We start from the raw sequence: 19,164 nt of genomic DNA on the forward strand, positions 1-19,164 counted from the left end.
GGCTTAGCATGCAAAACTACATTGTTGTCAAAGGTGCAAGACAGCACAACCTGAAAAATATCTCCTTGCGGATTCCGCGAGATCAACTGGTTGTTTTCACGGGAGTTAGCGGCTCGGGTAAATCATCGCTTGTCTTCAATACACTATATGCGGAAGGGCGACGACGCTTAATGGAGTCGCTGTCCGCATATGAACGAATGGGCTTGCGAAAAACGGAAGAGGCGGATGTGGACTTGATCGAAGGGTTGTCTCCGGCAATTGCGATGGAGCAAAAGACGGTCTCGCGCAACCCGAGGTCAACCGTGGGTACATTGACCGAAATCTCCTCTTTTGTCCGGTTGTTGTTTTCACGAACAAGTCGGGCGGTTTGTCCCTACTGTCAGGAAGCACTGTCTGTACAGACAAGGAAAAAAATCACGGAGCAGGTACTCCAATGCTCACCTGATGCTTCAATAGAAATCTATGCGCCGATCCTTTCCATGCCACATGAAGGGCCTGTCGCGTTGCTGAAGGAAATACAAAAAAAAGGCTACACCCAATTAAGCTGGAATCAAAAAATGCTGGATATAGAGCAAGCTGAGGTTTTGTTTTCCAGTATGTCTCCACAGGCAGTACGTCTAGGAAAAGGAGACAGTCAGCTGGAGGTACTGGTTGGCAGAATTACGATTTCAGCTTCCGTGGAGCAACGAAAAGATATCCAAGCTCTGGTGGATAAAGCACTGGATTTAGGAGATGGCTGGATTCAAATTCGACCTGTGGTTGATAAACGATTCGTATGTAATCTGAATTTTGGCTGCTCCTGTTGTGGCATGGTGGCGAGTGAAATTTCGGCAGGGGCTTTCTCGTCGAATAGTCCTTTGGGTGCTTGTCCGACTTGTACAGGACTGGGCACTCATTATGAAGTAGATCTGGAACGTGTGATTCCTGATCGATCCAAAAGTCTAGCTGAAGGAGCGATTCAGCTACTTGGCTGGCAATGTGAGCAAGAGAAATTTCATAAAAATCGAAAAATTTTGGAGGGACTAGCGACCCGATATCATTTTGAACTGAGCACGGCGGTAAAGGATCTGCCAGATGAGGCGTTATACGCTGTGCTATACGGTACTCAAGGGGAAAAGATTGCAATTGAGAATCCTGCTACAGGTGGCAAGCTGATGCACGAAAGATTTGCAGGTATTGTGAATCTTATTTATGAGCGCTTTAACGCTAATGCCAAGGATGAAATGAGCGCTATGAAAGCGGAAGACAAGGAAGTGATGCGGGAACAAGTATGTCCGAGCTGCGGAGGAGCACGTTTGAAGGCAGAACGACTGCTATATCGTGTGGGGGACAAAACGATCCGCGATTTTTCGAACATGCCGTTGGTTGAGCTGTATGCAGGCTGTGATGAACTACTGCGAATGGCACCTCAAGTTTTCGAGAGTCTTGCGGCTGTGGCCCAGCCCATTTTACAGGAAATCAAGACTCGTTTGACGCTGCTGCTGGATATGGGACTGGACTATTTAAATCTGAACCGTCCGGTGACCCTGCTCTCGGGTGGTGAATCACAGCGCGTACGCTTGACGACCCAATTAAGCTCTGGGCTGATGGGCATGATCTACATTTTGGATGAACCCAGTGTTGGATTACACCCGAAGGATACCGGGAAAATGATAGCTATGCTTCACAGACTACGGGATTTGGGAAATACCATCTTGGTCGTCGAACATGATGAGGAGATTATGGCCCAAGCGGATTATCTTGTTGATATTGGACCTGGCGCAGGATTGCTCGGCGGTGAAATTGTAGCACAGGGTACGGTGGAAGAAGTCATGAGCAATTCGAAGTCTTTGACAGGACAATATTTGAGCGGCAAGCAAGGTATTCCTGTTCCCACCCAACGAAGAAAGGCCTGTGACGGGAAATATCTTGAGGTGCTGGGAGCCAGGGAGAACAATCTACAGAACCTGAATATACGAATTCCACTGGGTTGTTTAGTTTGTGTTACAGGGGTATCAGGATCAGGGAAAACCACGCTGGTTCATAACGTTATATATGGGAAATTACGTTCTCGCCTGGAGGGTAAATCTGCATATCTGAAGCACGATGTAGAGCTGAAAGGAGAAGCGTCGATTGATCAGGTGATCTGTATCGATCAGAAGCCAATTGGACGGACATCGCGATCCACTCCGGCTACTTATGTGGGGGTGTTTGACGCCATTCGAAAGCTGTTTGCCAGGACAGAAATAGCTAAGCAACTCCAACGAAAGAGTGCACATTTTAGCTTCAATTCACCGGGTGGACGCTGTGAAGTTTGTTCAGGACTCGGGGTGATCGTCACTGAAATGCAGTTTATGTCTGACGTTGTAATGGTTTGCGAAACGTGCCGGGGCAGACGCTACAGCGAGGATATACTGGCAATTACATATCACGAGAAGAATATCGCGGATGTATTGGAGATGAGCATTGAAGAAGCTGCTGTTTTCTTCGCTGACCAACCGGATATTTACGGCAAGTTGAAGCTCATGAACGAATTGGGTCTTGGTTATATGAAGCTGGGTCAGTCTGCCACGACATTATCTGGCGGGGAAGCCCAGCGTATTAAGCTGGTAGAGGAGCTAAGTCAGTTAAAAAAAGGGCGCAGCCTGTTGTACATTTTGGATGAACCGACCACAGGCTTGCATCCCGACGACATTCAGCGACTGCTAACTATCCTTCAACAGCTCGTGGATGAGGGCAACACCGTACTCATCATTGAACATAACCTGCATCTGATCAAAACAGCAGATTATGTGATAGACCTTGGCCCTGAAGGGGGCACCCGAGGTGGACAGCTAGTGGCAGCTGGAACGCCTGAGCAGGTTGCGACCTGTGAGCACTCCCATACCGGATCTTTTTTACGTAACTTAGGAATGGATTACGACGAGAAAGAGGTGAGAGCATGAGCAACAGATTGGAGCATTTACGCATTCTCCCGACAGGCCCCCTAAATTATTATCTGCAAAAGCGATACAACGATCTGCCATGGGTGCACAAGTTTGGCTTGGATCACATCAAGGTAAAGGGGGATTTTATACTCATTCATGCATGGAAGCCTGGGTATGTGAAGCTAACACGGGAACAGGCAAATCTTCTCAAAGCAGCCATTGAAAAAGGCGAAAATCCTGAGGACAAGCTTCCTCGGCTGCCAGAAGCATGGCTACTGGACGGAGAAGATGAACCTGATGTGGAAGGACTCTTGGCTAAGGTCATCGTGCCCGAGTTATTCGAACTGCTTTCCCCGGAAAATCTTCAAGAAGACGTGACCAGTCCGCAATCTATCCGGTTAAGAGCTATTTTGGAGCGTGTCGCCGAGCATGTACCTGTTTTTCCAGCCATTCAGAATCCCTATGAGCTGCGTCGTTTTCTGGAGGTCGTGAAAGGCCAAAAGCCTAAAACAGTCGTTGAGATCGGGACAGCCAGCGGCGGTGTGTTTTATTGCCTGAGTCAACTGGCCGATCCAGACGCGTTGCTCGTCAGTATTGATTATCCGGGTGGACCGTATGGAGGGGGTCAGGATGACAGTGAGGTACAGCTCTACTCCAGCTTTGGCAGCACGGGACAGCAGTTTTCTTTTATTCGAGACCGTTCATTTCACTGCTCCACCAAACAGGACTTGAAAAAGGTTTTAGGAGACCGGCAGATTGACCTTCTATTTATTGATGGAGATCATTCCTACGGTGGTGTGAGTTCGGATTTTCGTATGTATCAAGAGCTGGTGGCACCGGGCGGCATGATTGCTTTTCATGATATCAGCATGCGGCCTGAAACGTGGGGAAGAGGTTATGATGTTGGCGTTTTCTGGGATGAAGTGAAACAAAGTTATCCCTCCTTTGAGGAATTTGTAGACCCAACGGGCTGTCGAGAGCCGTTTATTCGTCACCCGCAAGAGGGACTGTTCGCATATGGGATTGGCACCATCATTCAATTGTAAGGGGGAGACAACCATGAGCCACCGTCCATTGAACAAAACACGTGTGGAGGATGTCATTGGTTTGACTCCCATGCAGGAAGGAATGCTTTACCACTATTTACGGGACAAGGATACAGGAGCTTATTTTGAGCAATACAGCTATACGCTGCAGGGTCAGCTTGATCTATCTGTCTGCTGTGAGGCGTGGAAATGGACGATTCAACAGCATGAAGTGCTGAGAAGCGTATTCCGCTGGGAAAAGATCCAGAACCCGGTTCAGATTGTCCTGAAAGGACGCGTCCTATCTTTCACTTTCCATGACCTCATAGAAATGGAAGAGGTGGAGCAAGAGACGGTACTACAGGAGCTTCGCGAGGCAGACCGTGCTGTAGGATTTGACCTGTCCGAGGGCCCCCTACTGCGGATTACGGTGTTTAGGCTGGCGCATGATCGTCATATCATGATGGTCAGCAACCACCATATTGTGATGGATGGCTGGAGTAATGGCATTGTGCTGGGTGAGTTTATCCGGGCATATGATGCGCTGCGTGCAGGCCGGGAGCCAGAACGATTAGCCAAGCCGCGTTTTGGAGAGTACGTGAAATGGCTTGGTACGCAGGATAGAAGCGGAAGCAAGGCATTTTGGCAAGCTTACCTGACTGGATATGAGGTTCAGCCCCTGTGTTTACCCGATACAATTTCTAGCTCAGAAATAAGCGATACGGCTTGCGAATCGTATGTTTTGCAATCGGAGCTGGTGAGGGGGCTTGAAGCTGTTGCGAAGGAAGAATCCGTGACAGTAGGTACCCTTTTTACAGCGGCCTGGGGTATTCTGCTGCAAAAGGTCAGCAGACGTCAGGATGTGCTTTTCGGCACGACGGTATCTGGCCGCTCCAGCAGCCTGCCTGGAATTGAACGGGTAGTGGGGCTTTTGATGAACACGGTTCCTGTACGGTTACAGTCAGGCAATGGAGATACGCTGCAACAAGCCTTGCTCGATATTCAGCAAGCCAGCGTAGCGAGACAGCCCTACGAAACAACACCGCTTGTGGATATACAGTCTTACGGCAATTTCAGAAGCACAGAGCGTCTTTTTGATACGTTGCTTGTGATTGAAAATTATCCGCTGGAGATCAATCGACAGAGTGAATTGACCTTGGAATCCTTTTCTGGCCATAGCGTAACGGATTATTCACTTCTGGTGAGCATTCATCAAATGGAGCAAACAGCCATCCAAATCATGTATCAGCCCTCAAAATATGATCCGTCCGCGATTGAACTGTTATGTGAACGTTATATCGCTTTACTCAGGCTGATCGTTACAGAAAGAGATTATGCCATTCAGAATATTCACTCCTTGACGGAGATGGAAAAGAGACTGGAAGAGGTCTGGGCAATTGAATTTGACTATAGCCCGGATACTTTGAAAAGGAGTGTATGAAGATGAAGAAGCCGAAAGCTTGGGAACAAATGGATTCCTATCAATGGATGACCACGAAAGAAACCGCCCACTATTACCGACTCATCGCCAATCTAATGAAGGAGATTCACGCTAAAATTCCAGATGAACAGTATCATTTGGACAAAGTAGCTACAGAAACGGATATTCGTGAGGAAAACTTTCAGGGAAAAAACTATCAACGCGCAGTCATGTATTTAATGTCTAACGGATGTGAGTGGGCCCTGAAAAACGGAAATGGCTGCACCATGTGCGGTCATTTGGCTAAGCAAACACGTAAAGACGGCCCTCTCTCTGCCCATTATTATTTGGAGCAATTTAGTGAGGAATTTAAGCGGATTGATTTTAGCAAATATCCTTTACTCAATCTATATAATAACGGCTCCATTCTCAACGACAATGAAGTTCCGGCTGAAGCGCTGTGGGAAATCATACGCATGGTTGGAGAAAAGCCTGAGATCAAAATGCTGGTCATCGAAACCAGACCCGAATTTGTAACGAAAGAAAATATGGCGGAAATTAAGCGCCTTTTACCGGATAAGCATGTGGAAGTCGCCATGGGGCTCGAAATGATTGACGACTTTTTGCGGTATGTATGCATAAACAAAGGCTTTTCCTTAAAGCAATTTGATAAGGCCGCCCGCTTGGTGACCCAGGAGCTGAATTTACGTAGCTATGTGTTGCTGAAGCCGCCCTTTATTACGGAACAAGAGGCTATCGAACATGCCGTACAAACGATTGAGCATGCTTTTGAGCTCGGTACGACGACCGTTTCACTGGAAAGCTGTACCGTACAGGATTATACACTGGTGCAATATTTAAGTGACCAGGGCGCCTATAAACCGGCATGGCTCTGGAGCATCGTTGAGGTGGTAAAACGGACGGCGCATTTGGGCAAGATCATCGTCGGTTTGTTCCAATTCTATCCTTCTCCTGTCGGGGTGCCTTACAATTGTCCGCATTGCAGTGATCGAGTAATGGAGGCGTTGAAGGAGTATAATCACACTCTTGATCCGAGCGTTCTGGACCATCTGGATTGCAGCTGCAAGGCTGAATGGAAGAAGGAACTGAATCACGTGCATCCTCCTTTTGAGGAAAGACTGAGCATTTTGAATAGTGAATTAATTAAGTGATTCATTGAGATTATCAACTGGAAGATATGGTAGATTCGTCAGCTCATGAAGGCCTGGAACGGTTGACAGAGAGGGGAGTGTGTATGGACAAAAGTACACATTTGAAAGGCCGGATCATTGAAGAATATTGGATGGAAAAATGGTCTCAAGACCTGCCGAGGGAGTTACTGCCTGCAAGCAGAAGCAAGTCTAACCATCAGCCGGAGGCTCGCAAGGAAACGCTCGAAATGGTTATTCCCAGGGAAACGATTCGTCAATTGGATCAAATGTCGAAGGGCTCGGAGTTGGGACGTTTTATTTTGTTCCTGACGGCGCTGTCAGGGCTGGTCTATCGCTATTCGCAGTCAGAGGATATTTGTATCGGCACGACGACGCTTATACAGTCCGAACCCAAGCGGGGAAATGTGCTTTTTCTCAAGCCGCGGGTTCAGGGAAGCCGAACCTGGCGTGAGCTTAACGAAGACATGAAGGCCGAGTTTTCTCGAACGATGAATCATCAGGATGTTTCTGTGCCCCTTCTCTATAACAAATGGACATCCGTTCACGGGAGAGAACTGCAAGAACTGTGGCAAATGGCATGTGTGGATGAGGGATTACAAACGGTGACTGAGGACCTGGATCGGTTTGATCTGATGATCAAGCTTGTACCAAACGAAGAAGGCCGAATGCTGCAACTGGTTTATCGGCCTGAGGTGTATTCGTTGTCGCTAGTCCAATCCTTTGCTGTAAATTTGCTGTATGTTCTGGCTCAATGGCCTGAGAAATCGGCGGTCTCTCTGGAGGATGATGGGGCAAATATGCTGGCTCCACAGCAACGAGAGCTTCTGGTACATGGATTAAATCAGACGGCTGTAGAGCTGCCGGGTGTGACCTTGCTGCATCAATTGTTCGAAGAACAGGTGATGACAACGCCTGAACAAGCTGCTGTGGTCGAGGCAGGGTATCGCATTAGCTATAGAGAGCTAAATGCGAAGGCAAATCAGTTGGCCCATACTTTACAACGTCACGGAGTGGGATCGGATGATATCGTGGGCATCATGGCTGAGCCGACGACGGAGGTCATCATTGCCATCTTAGCGGTATTAAAGGCTGGAGCGGCGTATTGTCCGATAGATCCGACGTTTCCAGTAGAGCGGGTACAGCAGCTTTTAACGGATAGTCGGATGGAGTTGTTGATCTCACCTCCACAGCATGTGGATACCCATGCTTTTCAAGGAACAGTGCTCGATCTATCCAATCCTGCATTATATGCGGGGGAGCCGTCCAATCTACCGTTTGAGGGTAGACCTGATCATACAGCGTATGTCATATACACATCAGGCTCGACGGGAGCGCCTAAAGGGGTGGTGATAGAGCATCGTCATATTGTCAATCAATTGGCTGGACTGAAACGCAGCTATGACTTCCATGAACAGTTGAGACATGTTTTGATGGCTCCGTTCACATTCGATCCCTCTGTGCAGCAGATTTTTTTACCGTTAGCTACAGGCGGGACACTGTATCTGATTCCAAAAGAAGCCAAAACCGATCCAAGCGCCTTTTGGGGACTGGTACGGAAGGAACGGATTAACGTGTTGAATACCGTACCTTCACTGATGGAAGTGCTGTTAGAACAGGTGACAGATATCGAACATCACTTTGCTTTTATCATGGTGGCAGGTGAGGTTTGCAGCGGCGAGCTGGTACAGCAATTACGCGATAAGCTGAACATAGACAAGCTGCTCAACATTTACGGCCCGACGGAAGCGGCTATTAATACAACTCTGTATGAATGTCTGCCTGTAGAGCAGCGAGCAACATTACCCATAGGTAAGCCTCTGCTGAATTATCAGGTATACGTTCTGGATCCACAGCAACGCTTGCTGCCCTTCGGAGCTACTGGAGAGCTGTTCATCGCTGGCGCTGGACTGGCGCGCGGATACTTATACAATCCACGCTTGACGGCAGAACGCTTTGTGCCGAATCCGTTTGGGACCGAAACAGAACGGATGTATAAAACAGGCGATCTGGTGAAATGGTTGCCCGACGGCAATCTGGAGTTTGTCGGCAGGTCCGATGATCAGGTTAAGATCCGGGGGATGCGTGTGGAGCTGGGGGAGATTGAGTCTGTTCTCAGAAGTCATCCGTCCATCAAAGAAGCCGTGGTCATTCCGCATGGATCAGAGGAACGAACCGAGGATCTTGCTGCCTTTTATACCTTGAAAAAATCGGGAGCCAGGCAAGAATCTCCGGTCGGAACGAGCGATGTCCAGTCGTACTTGAAGCAGCATGTACCGGGCTATATGGTCCCGACTCATATCGTCTGCTTGGAGTCCATGCCCGTCACAGTGAACGGCAAGGTGGATAAAAAAGCGTTGCCTCTGCACCAGATTGTAATTACCGAAACCCGTGCATATGTGGCACCACGTAATGAGTTAGAAGAACAGCTGACGGAGATCTGGAAGAAGCTGCTGGTCGTACCTGTCGTTAGTGTGGAGGAAAGTTTTTTTGAAGCAGGTGGAAATTCATTGTCTATCGTGCGACTGCAAAGCAGAATCCACCATCTGCTGAAAGTTCAGCTGACGATTCCACAGCTCTTTACACATCATACGATCGCCATGCAGGCTAAAATCATTCAGTTCGGCGGTGTAGAGCAACCTACCGAAGCCCTTCGCAAAACGGAAACAAAACGACTACATAACCACAGACCTGAGCTTGGAAGCAAGGGGCGAAACGGTGATGTTGCTGTGATTGGCATGGCTTGCCATTTCCCTATGGCGGACAATTGCGATGACTTATGGGACAATCTGTGTCGCGAGGTGGATGCCGTCCGCGACATTCCGGCCCATCGGTTACAGGATATTGCTCAGGGTTCAGATGATGTAGTCGGGCAGTCAAAATCGTTGCCACAAGGGGCATATCTGGATCGAATTGATGGCTTTGATGCATCATTTTTTCAAATATCCCCTAATGAAGCACGGATGATGGACCCGCAGCAGCGTCTGCTGTTGCAGGTTGTATGGGAAGCGATGGTGAATGCGGGTTACTCGGAAAAAGAGGTGTACGGCTCGAAGACAGGAGTGTTCGTAGGGACAGGCACACCGCAATATATGGACCTTATGCAACAGGTAGAGCCTTCCGCAATTCCGGGGAATTTGCAGGCTGTGATTGCCGGACGGATTGCTTATGCCTTCAATTGGACAGGCCCGGCGGAGGTTATTGATACAGCCTGTTCCTCTTCACTCATCGCCGTACATCATGCGGTACAGGAGATAACGTCCGGCGGTTGTGAAATGGCCGTGGCTGGTGGTGTCAATCTGTATTTGTCGATGGTGGATGAAAATCTCTTCAATATGGGAATCGCCTCACCTGATGGAAAGACGAAGGCGTACGACGCATCGGCAGATGGTACAGGCGGTGGCGAAGGGGTTGGCGCTGTTGTACTGAAGTCACTGGAGCAGGCGGTGGCTGATGGTGATTATATTTACGCAGTAATCAAAGGAAGCGCAGCTAACTCGGATGGTCGCTCCAACGGGATCACAGCTCCCAATGCGGCAGCGCAGGCTGAAGTGATTGAAGAGGCCTGGAAGCGTGCGGAGATTGATCCGCAGACGGTTTCTTATATCGAAACGCACGGGACAGGCACCAAGCTAGGTGATCCTATTGAAATGGAGGGCATTACACGGGCTTTTGGACGGTACACAGATCGTAAGCAGTTCTGTGCGGTAGGCTCCGTCAAAAGCAATATCGGGCATCTGGATTCAGCGGCAGGGATTGCCGGGTTTATAAAAGCAGTGCTGGCCATCACCAAGCGTCAGATTCCGGCATCCCTTCATTTTAAAGTGCCTAACCCACATATTGATTTTGCAAATTCTCCGGTTTATGTTGCTCGGTCACTTCAGGAATGGACGCCAGACTGCGGGATTCGTCGTGCAGGGGTAAGCTCCTTTGGCTTGAGCGGAACGAACTGCCATGTTGTGCTGGAGGAATATGCGATTCAAAGAGAAGTTCATTCTCTGGGCGAGGAATATGTATTCACCTTGTCAGCCCGGACTGAACAAGCGCTCTACGCTTATGCCGACAGGTTTGCAGCTTATCTGGGAAATACCAACGAAGCTTTGGCAGACATTTGTTACTGTACCAATATCAGCCGTGGAAACGACGCCTGCCGTTTGGCTACCGTCGTCGGCTCGCAGGAAGAATTACGGCGTAAGCTCATGCTGTTCGTGGAGCAGAGCGATCATGATGCAGCTTCGGCATTACCGGATCGCGAACGAATATACGTAAATACGACAGCAAAAACAGGGAACAGCCCTGAGCCGTATAGGGTACAGCCTGCGGAATCGCTGGAGCATATGGCAAAGGCGTATATGCAAGGAAGGGAGCTGGAGTGGGAGGACTATTATCACGGACAAAACCGGGTGCGAGTCCCTCTTCCAGGCTACCCGTTTGAAGAGAAGCGCTACTGGGTTGAACCCAAAGTTCAGCAACCACCGCATGTACCAACTAGTGCGGAATTGACCTCTGACACGCAGGAGGAATCTCCTGATTTCTGGCAGGCTACCGAGGCGGTTTTCCAATTTGGTGAACGGTTATTGGAAGAGAGCGGCTTTGCGGTAGAACAGGGCTATAAAAAGGCGGTTGATGAATTTGCGGCCCAGCTTATTATCGGATTATTCAGACAATGGGGGACGCTCACGGAACCCGGAAAAGTATATAAAGAGCCAGAAATGTTGCATAAGATAGGGATTACTTCCACATATCAGCGTCTATTTCGGTTCATGCTGCGTTTCGTAGAAGAACAGGGCTACATCTGCATTGACGGTGATAATATCACGCTAACCCTTGAAGGGTCAGCTCCCGATCTGTCAGCCTTATGTAACCAATACGTGGAACAATATCCGGCATTTGCGGGAACATTCAAGGTGTTGAAGTATTGTCTGGACGCCTATCCGGCTGTGCTGACCGGGAAAAGGTCACCCCTGAGTGTGCTGTTTCCCGATGGTACATCGCAATTCCTGGCGGGCTTTGCCAATCAGGGACGTACGCTGGGCGATCTGTGTGAGACGATGGCGCTGGACGCATTAAAGCAGCATATTTTAGCGCAAGCGGGAAAACGGCTCCGCATTCTGGAAGTTGGGGCTGGGTCGGGAACGGTGGGCAAGGTTCTTTTCCCAGCCATAGCAAATCGTCAAGTCGAGTATTGCTACACCGATTTGGGCCGGGGCATCATTTTGGAAGCGCAAAAGCAGTTTGCAGCTTACCCGTTTGTTCGATATCAGACTTTTAATATTGAAGAAGATCCTGTGGCACAAGGCTTTGTGCCAGAACAGTTTGATATCATTATTGGCCTGAATGTAGTTCATGCCACAAGCCATTTACGAACATCCTTGTCCCAGTTGAAAAAGGTGCTTGCTCCCGGTGGAGCACTGTTTATGATCGAAAAAGTGCAGAACGAGCCTGCGGAAAATCTCGTCTGGGGCATGACGGAGGGATGGTGGCTGTTCGAGGATCAGGACATACGAAAGGATTCTCCGCTGGTTACGACGGAAACATGGGGGCAGTTGTTGAAGGAGGAGCGATTCACGGAGGTACGAACCTTTCCTATGCATTTGCCAAACCGTGCCGAGGCCGAAACCGCGCTGATTATCGGTCGAATGAGCGAGCAAGAACAAGTGAGCAGGGTTGAAGATTTAATGTACCGTGTTCGGTGGATTAAAAAAGAACTGAAGAAGACAAGAGAAGGCGTGTTGGCTCAAGGAAACTGGCTAATCTTCAAAGACAAGCTGGGGATTGGTGAGGAACTGGTGCAACGCATGAGGCGCTCCGGTCATCCTGTGGTGACTGTAGAGGCTGGGCAAAGGTTTGAAAAACGGAACGATCAACAGTACACCATCCAGCCGGGTGTAGAAGCAGATTATATTCAACTCATGAATGAACTGGGACAACATAACCAGCGCTTGAACGGTATCGTTCATCTCTGGACCTGTACAGTCACCCCGTCAACCCCAGTCAACATTGAAACAGTGGATGCAGGTTTGGAGTCAGGTGTCTATAGTCTTTATTTTCTGACTAAAGCATTACTGCATCAGGGTCTGCATGAAACGCTGGACTTGCGGGTGGTTTCGAACTTTACCCAGCGGATATCGGACGAGCAACAAGTATCACCTGAAAAAGCGGCGATTCACGGTTTGGTCAAAGTTATTTCTCAGGAGCATCCACAATTGCAATGCTTCGGACTGGATGTCGAAACGCTCCACCACACCAACGAGCAAGTGGCGGATCTGATCATGACCGAGCTGCAAGAAAACAAAACGGATTCATTCGTTGTCATCCGTCAGGAGCGTTACATCCAAGGTATGTCTCGTCTCGAATCGGATACGGTAAGCACTCCAGATAATCGGAATCATCCGGGTATTCCACCCCGGCGTTCCATCACCGTTCGTCCGGGTGCCGTGTATATCGTGACTGGAGGCGCAGGGGGATTAGGACTGGAGGTTAGCCGGTATTTATCCGAGCAAGCTCCGATCCATCTAGTCATCCTGAACCGAACGGAGCTGCCGGAAAAATCGCAATGGTCACACATCATAAATGATCCGGTGCAAAGGAAGGCTGATGCCGCAATTTACCGTAAGCTTTCGGCCTTTGCAGACATGGAAAAACACGGCTCAAAGGTGCATTATTACGCGGGAGATGTGGCTGATTATAGGCAGATGCAACACATTTTTGACGATGTACAAGCTCGTTATGGCCCCGTTAAGGGAGTTGTTCATTGTGCGGCAGCTAGCGGCGACACCAGTCGTCCGCTGGAGATTCAGAATTTGGGTGATTTTCGCAAGGTGCTTCGCCCCAAAATTCACGGAACGCTGGTATTGGATAAGCTTATGGCGGAACAAGAGACAGATTTCTTTGTTCTGTACTCCTCGGTAGCCTCGCTATGGGGCGGAGCTGGCGGTGGAGATTATGCGGCTGCCAATGCGTTTATGGATGCCTTCAGCGCACAGCGTAACATGCAGGGGCAAACGACGCTTGCGATCAACTGGTATGCGTGGGAGGGACTCACTGGACCAGGGTGCATGGACTATATGCCTGTATCAGATGCGCTGGCTGCTTTCCGCATGAGCTTGTCTTATCCGCTGGATCAGGTGGCAATCGGCAAGTTTGATACACAGAAGCTGCGTGAATGGGCGCCGATGATGAAAATTCAGCTTGCGCCGGATATGTTGACGAGTCGACGCCGAGCTGTAGCTAAATCCACCAAGGAAGCAGGAGCTCTGCCATCTGTAGAGCCTAACCGTTCGGTGACAGATGTGAAGGTCAGTCTGAAAGGGAAAACAACAGAGCCTTACACAGAACTGGAACAGCAGATCGCTCAAATATGGGCAGAGGTGCTGGGATACGAGGAAATTGATGTAGGTCAACATTTTTTTGAAATCGGCGGGGATTCCTTGCTTATTTTGAAAGTGCTGAGTCTTCTGAATGAACGGGTTGATCCCGAAGTGGAGGCCGGGGATTTGTTCTCGTACGGTACAGTTGCGCAGCTGGCACAGTTTATGGAAAACAGGCATGCTGCCAGCACAAGAGAAGTGACGGACGTAGCACCGCACTTACAGGTCGAAGTTTCCGGCGCGGACGAAGCGGACGAGGATTTACGAAGCCTGATCAAGCGTGTAAAGGAGGACGCTATTTCAGTGGATGAAGCTATGAAAGGATATGAAAGCATATGAGGGATACGTTTGTTGAAGCCATTTTGCAGCTTGTAGCCAAACAGGAATTATCCGAAGAGCATGCGTATTCTCTGATCAAGCAATATCAGGTTCGGCTCAAAACTGCTTCATCGTCCGCAGCCCACGATGGAATAAACCGCAACAGGGATATAGCCATTATCGGCGTAGCCGGACGGTTCCCGCAAGCAGATAACAAGGAACAATATTGGAGTAATCTGGTCAACGGTTTGAATGGGATACGAACGTTTCCTAGCTCACGTTTGGAGCAGATTCGTCCCTTTTTGGATGAACAGAATCAAGGGCCATATATGCCGGCAGGCTATTTGGAGGAAGTTGATACGTTTGACGCGGCATTTTTTAATATTCTTCCGGGTGAAGCCAAATATATGGACCCGCAGCAGCGTATGTTCATGGAAACCGGTTATGAGGCCATTGAGGATGCAGGGTATGGTGGTGAACGCATTCGTGGCTCACGAGTGGGGGTATATGTCGGCTATAGTGAAGCGCGATACAAGGAGCTGATCGAAAGCGAGTCGTCCACCGCCTTTGTCGGGAATTTCCCGCCAGTTATCGCAAGCCGTCTCGCTTATGCGCTGAATCTGTCCGGTCCTGCAATGAGTGTAGCCACCGCCTGCTCGTCTTCCCTGGTTGCCTTGCATCTTGCATGTGAGGGATTACGCGCTGGAGATTGCAGCATGGCTTTGGTGGGTGGGGTAGCCATTGGTGCGTTACCCACCAGGATGGAGCCGGGCGGGCTGGGGATTACTTCTCCGCAAGGACAATCACGCAGCTTCGACGCGGATGCCGACGGTACGGGATGGGGCGAAGGTTGTGGTGTTGTTCTGATCAAGCCACTGGAGCAAGCTGAGAGGGATCACGATTATATTTACTCCGTGATTAAAGCAAGTGCCATCAATCAGGATGGTGCCTCCAACGGATTGGCCTCCCCGAATGCCCGAGCTCAGGAAGAAGTGATTGTAGAGGCGTGGAAGCGTGCGGGCATTGACCCTTCCACGATCTCTTACATCGAGGCCCATGGAACGGGGACCAAAATTGGAGATCCGATTGAAATTAAGGGGATTACGAATGCCTTTCGCAGGTATACGCAAAACAGACAATTTTGCGGTATCGGCTCGGTCAAAAGCAATATCGGTCATCTTGATTCCGCTTCAGGCATGGCAGGATTAATCAAAATGATCATGGCTTTACAGCATAAGCAGCTTCCACCCACCCTGCATTTTGCTTATCCTAATCCGTTGATGAACTTGCATAGTTCTCCGGTCTACATCCATACGAAGCTAACCGAATGGCGAAGTGAGGATGGAATTCCGCTGAGGGCAGGTATCAGTTCATGGGGATTAAGCGGTACAAATTGTCACGTGGTACTGGAGGATTATCAGGGAAGCAGGCCCTCCCTTTCTTCGTCCTCCGATCTACCCTGCGGTGGGGAGCGTGTATTTACCCTTTCGGCATACAGTGAGGATTCACTGCGAAGATTGACTGCCCGATATATTGATTTTTTGGAGAATGACGATATTCCGCCTTTGGAAAATATCTGTTACGTCCTGAATACGGGCAGAGAGCATCATGCTTATCGGCTGGCGATTCCGGTCACGGATCGACGCAGCCTTTGGACAAAGCTCAAACAGGCCTATGATGCTTTGGTTCGTCAGGATGGAACAGGGCTGGAGCAGCAGGGGATTTTCTGTTCCATGTGCAGCGAGTCCCTGGTAGAAATGGCGCTGGATACAGATGATGCCCCGATGATTGCCCGGCGATATGTTGCCGGGGAGAACAGGCGCTGGGCGGAGGATTATCCGGTAGGTGGGTGTGTCAAAGTACCCTTGCCTGCATACGCTTGGGAGAAGCAACGATATTGGGTGGAGCCGCCGATCCAACGTAGAAGCAGCAACCGCGATGAACAGGTGTCAGCTTATAGCGAAGCACGCGTTTCCTTTGGTGACGGATATGTTCCGACGGAAACAGAAGACAGGCTGGCACGTATCTGGGGCCGAATTTTAGGCATTGACGAGCTGTCTGTGGATGCGGATTTCTTCGAACTTGGCGGGGACTCTCTGTTGGCAACAGATCTGATTACTGCCATAAGCCAGGTATTCCATACACGAATTACATTGGTTGATTTGTTTGGGCATCCCTGCATTCGTGAGCTTGCCCAGCTTATTTCAGGTGAAAAAAAATCGGATTACCAGTCCATTGAACCTGTGTCTCCACAAGCATTTTATCCCGTATCCAATGCGCAGCGCCGTCAGTTTATTTTGAAGCAGCTGGCAGAAGGCAATTTGAGTTACAACATGCCCGGAGCGGCTACGATCACGGGACGCTTGGATGTGGAACGCTTTAAAGCTGCTTTTGCTGCGATCATTCGTCGCCATGAATCCTTTCGGACGGTGTTTGATGTTGCGGAGGATGAAATTGTGCAAAGTGTTCTTCCGCAGGCTGAGCTTGCTATATCGCTGGGTGTGGCTCCAAAGGGAGCAGATGTACAAAAGCTGATGGAGGAATTTGTCCAGCCGTTTTCCCTGGGAGAGGCTCCTTTACTTCGGGTACGCTTGCTGCCATTAACGGAGGAATGTGATGAAGAGGACAAGCATTTGCTGATGTTTGATATGCATCATATTGTTTCGGATGGCGTTTCCATGGAGATCCTCATTCGGGAATTTACCAGTCTTTATGCCGGGCAGAACCTGCCGCCGCTGCGTATCCAATATAAGGACTATGCGGTATGGCAAAATGCTTTTCTGCAAAGTGAGCAGATGCTGCAACAGGAGCAATTTTGGCTGAGGACGTTAACGGAAGGACTGGAGTCAGGATTGCCTGTTCTGAAAATGCCCAGTGACTATCCCCGGCCGCCTGTGATGACTTTTGAAGGGGGGGTGTACTCGTTCACGATTGACAAAGTGGTCGCTGAACGCTTGCGAGCGATGGGACAGGAGCATGGCGCTACGCTGTATATGACGCTTCTTGCTGTATACAATGTGCTGCTTTATCAATACACAGGGCAGGAGGATGTCATTGTAGGCTCCCTCATTGCTGGCAGACGTTATGCGGGTGTAGAGCATACGATAGGACTTTTTACCAACTACTTGCCTATTCGTAATACTCCAGCGGGTGAGCGGCGCTTTACGGACTTCTTAAAGGAGGTGGCTCATCGCACCATAGCCGCGTATGATCATCAGGATTATCCATTTGAAAAAATGGTGGAGCATCTGGATCAGAAGCGCGATCTTTCACGCAACCCTATTTTTGACACCATGCTTATTTTACATAATCAGGGGATGCAGAAAACCCAATTTACGATGGGAGATTTAACGCTGAACATGGTGGACTGGGCCAAGCACAGTTCAACCATGGATTTAAAGCTCGACATTTTTCAGGGAATGCAAGGGGAACTGAAATGTACCTTTGAGTATTACTCCCGTTTGTTTCACGAACAGACGATCACTGCGCTGGCAGGACATTTGCTCAGCCTGATCGACCAGATTGTGGACCAGCCTGAGCAAGCTTTAGCGGAGTACCGGATTTTTTCACCTGAGGAAGCGGAGAAGATGAAACAGAAACGGCAGGGAAAGGACTCTACTTTTGCGCTTCCTGCGATTTGCCCGGCACCGGAGGCTGAGCAGCACCCTTTGTCTTTTTATCAAAAGCAGATATGGCGACATCGAGGATCAACTAATAATGTGATCGTTCATGCAACGTGGAAAGGCAAGGTGGATCAAACGTTATTTGCCAGAGTGCTGGAAGAACTGCAAGCCGAACACAGCACGCTCAGAACAACCTTTAGGGAAGAGACAGCCGGGCCGACTCAGCAGGTGCAGGCGTGTCTTCCGTTGGATTACAAATTTACAGATGTACTAGAGGGGGATGCAGCTTCTTGGGCGGAACATTGTGTGGCTGTGGAGTATCGGAACCCGTTCGAGTTACGACAAGGTCCGCTGTACCGGATACGCTTGGGTTGTGACAGCAACGAACGATGCCAATTGATCGTCGCCGTTCATCCATTACTAACGGAGTGCCTCGATCTGAAAGGTTGGCTGGAACAACTGTTTATTCGCTATTCCGCTGCTGTTACGGATTCGGCAGTGGATACAGCCCACATATTTCAGTCCATCTCGCAGATTGATTTTACTTATTGGCAACAACGGTTGCTGCAGGAAGGATATTTGGAGCCTCAAAAGGCGTATTGGACTGAGGCACTGCAAAAGCCGCTTCCTCCGATCGGATTGCCGTTCAAACGCGGGGAAGAAGCTTTTGTAACACCCGAGTGGACTTCTATTGAAGTGCCTCTCGCCACAGAGGAGACTGAAGCTCTAAAAGCTTTTGCCTCCAGTCATGAAGGTTCTGTTACGGACGTTCTATTCGCCTGTTATTTCCTGCTGCTGCGGCAATTAACGCATGCGGAGGAGCTTTTGATCTATGTCATGCATCCCGAAGGACATCCAGTTCAGGGCAGCGGAGTACCTTTATGTATCCAGCATCCTGTGCCAGTCAGAGTTTCGATGGAGGGGCTTTCGTCGTTTAATCCTTTGCTAGAAAAAGTGAAGGACAAACATCAAGCTGCGCTTCAAGCTGTTTTATATCCGTTTCATTTGCTGCTGGACCCTAATGAGTTGAAGAGCGGGAGGGAGGGTTCATCACGTTATAACGTCGTCTTTTACACAGAGGATGGAACGAGATCTTTACCCGAGGGAGGGGAAGTGGGATTGCGTGTATACCCCTCAGAGCCAGCAGCACTGCAACTGTCAGTCGTGAAATCAACAACCGGACTGACCTGTTCCCTGAGGTGGAATACCGCTTTGCTGGAATCTTCCTATGTCCACTCTATGCTGGAAAGGTATCACAAAATAATCAAGACCATTGCTAGTAGTGTGTCCAACCTGTCTAAGGTATCCCATTAACGTGCGGTTCATTCAAAGG

General features: G+C 49.4%; 6 protein-coding genes. All 6 read left to right on the forward strand.

Translation table 11 applies throughout. From position 1 onward, the window contains the following. Positions 1-8 precede the first annotated feature (8 nt). The 6 genes from uvrA (at position 9) to JOE49_RS11535 (ending at position 19,145) form a co-directional block, all read left to right on the forward strand. Complete coding sequence (gene uvrA / locus JOE49_RS11510) at positions 9-2,924, forward strand: excinuclease ABC subunit UvrA (RefSeq protein ID WP_209941223.1); 2,916 nt, start codon at positions 9-11, stop codon at positions 2,922-2,924. Continuing rightward, positions 2,921-3,952 carry a class I SAM-dependent methyltransferase gene (locus JOE49_RS11515; protein ID WP_028543132.1) on the forward strand — a complete coding sequence of 344 codons (1,032 nt, stop codon included), beginning with the start codon at positions 2,921-2,923 and terminating at the stop codon, positions 3,950-3,952. The genes uvrA and JOE49_RS11515 overlap by 4 nt, the downstream gene beginning before the upstream one ends. Before the next feature lie 13 nt (positions 3,953-3,965). Beyond that, positions 3,966-5,372, forward strand: a complete 1,407-nt coding sequence (locus JOE49_RS11520; protein WP_209941225.1) for a condensation domain-containing protein — start codon at positions 3,966-3,968, stop codon at positions 5,370-5,372. Positions 5,373-5,374: 2 nt separating this feature from the next. Then, positions 5,375-6,523 carry an archaeosine biosynthesis radical SAM protein RaSEA gene (locus JOE49_RS11525; RefSeq protein WP_028543130.1) on the forward strand — a complete coding sequence of 383 codons (1,149 nt, stop codon included), beginning with the start codon at positions 5,375-5,377 and terminating at the stop codon, positions 6,521-6,523. A gap of 83 nt (positions 6,524-6,606) precedes the next feature. Further along, positions 6,607-14,229, forward strand: a complete 7,623-nt coding sequence (locus JOE49_RS11530; protein ID WP_209941227.1) for an amino acid adenylation domain-containing protein — start codon at positions 6,607-6,609, stop codon at positions 14,227-14,229. Beyond that, positions 14,226-19,145: a condensation domain-containing protein gene (locus JOE49_RS11535; RefSeq protein WP_209941229.1), complete on the forward strand. Its 4,920-nt coding sequence runs from the start codon at positions 14,226-14,228 to the stop codon at positions 19,143-19,145. Before JOE49_RS11530 ends, JOE49_RS11535 begins: the two co-directional genes overlap by 4 nt. Positions 19,146-19,164: the final 19 nt, after the last annotated feature.

The organism is Paenibacillus sp. PvR133, assembly GCF_017833155.1.
Lineage (GTDB): Bacteria > Bacillota > Bacilli > Paenibacillales > Paenibacillaceae > Paenibacillus > Paenibacillus polymyxa_B.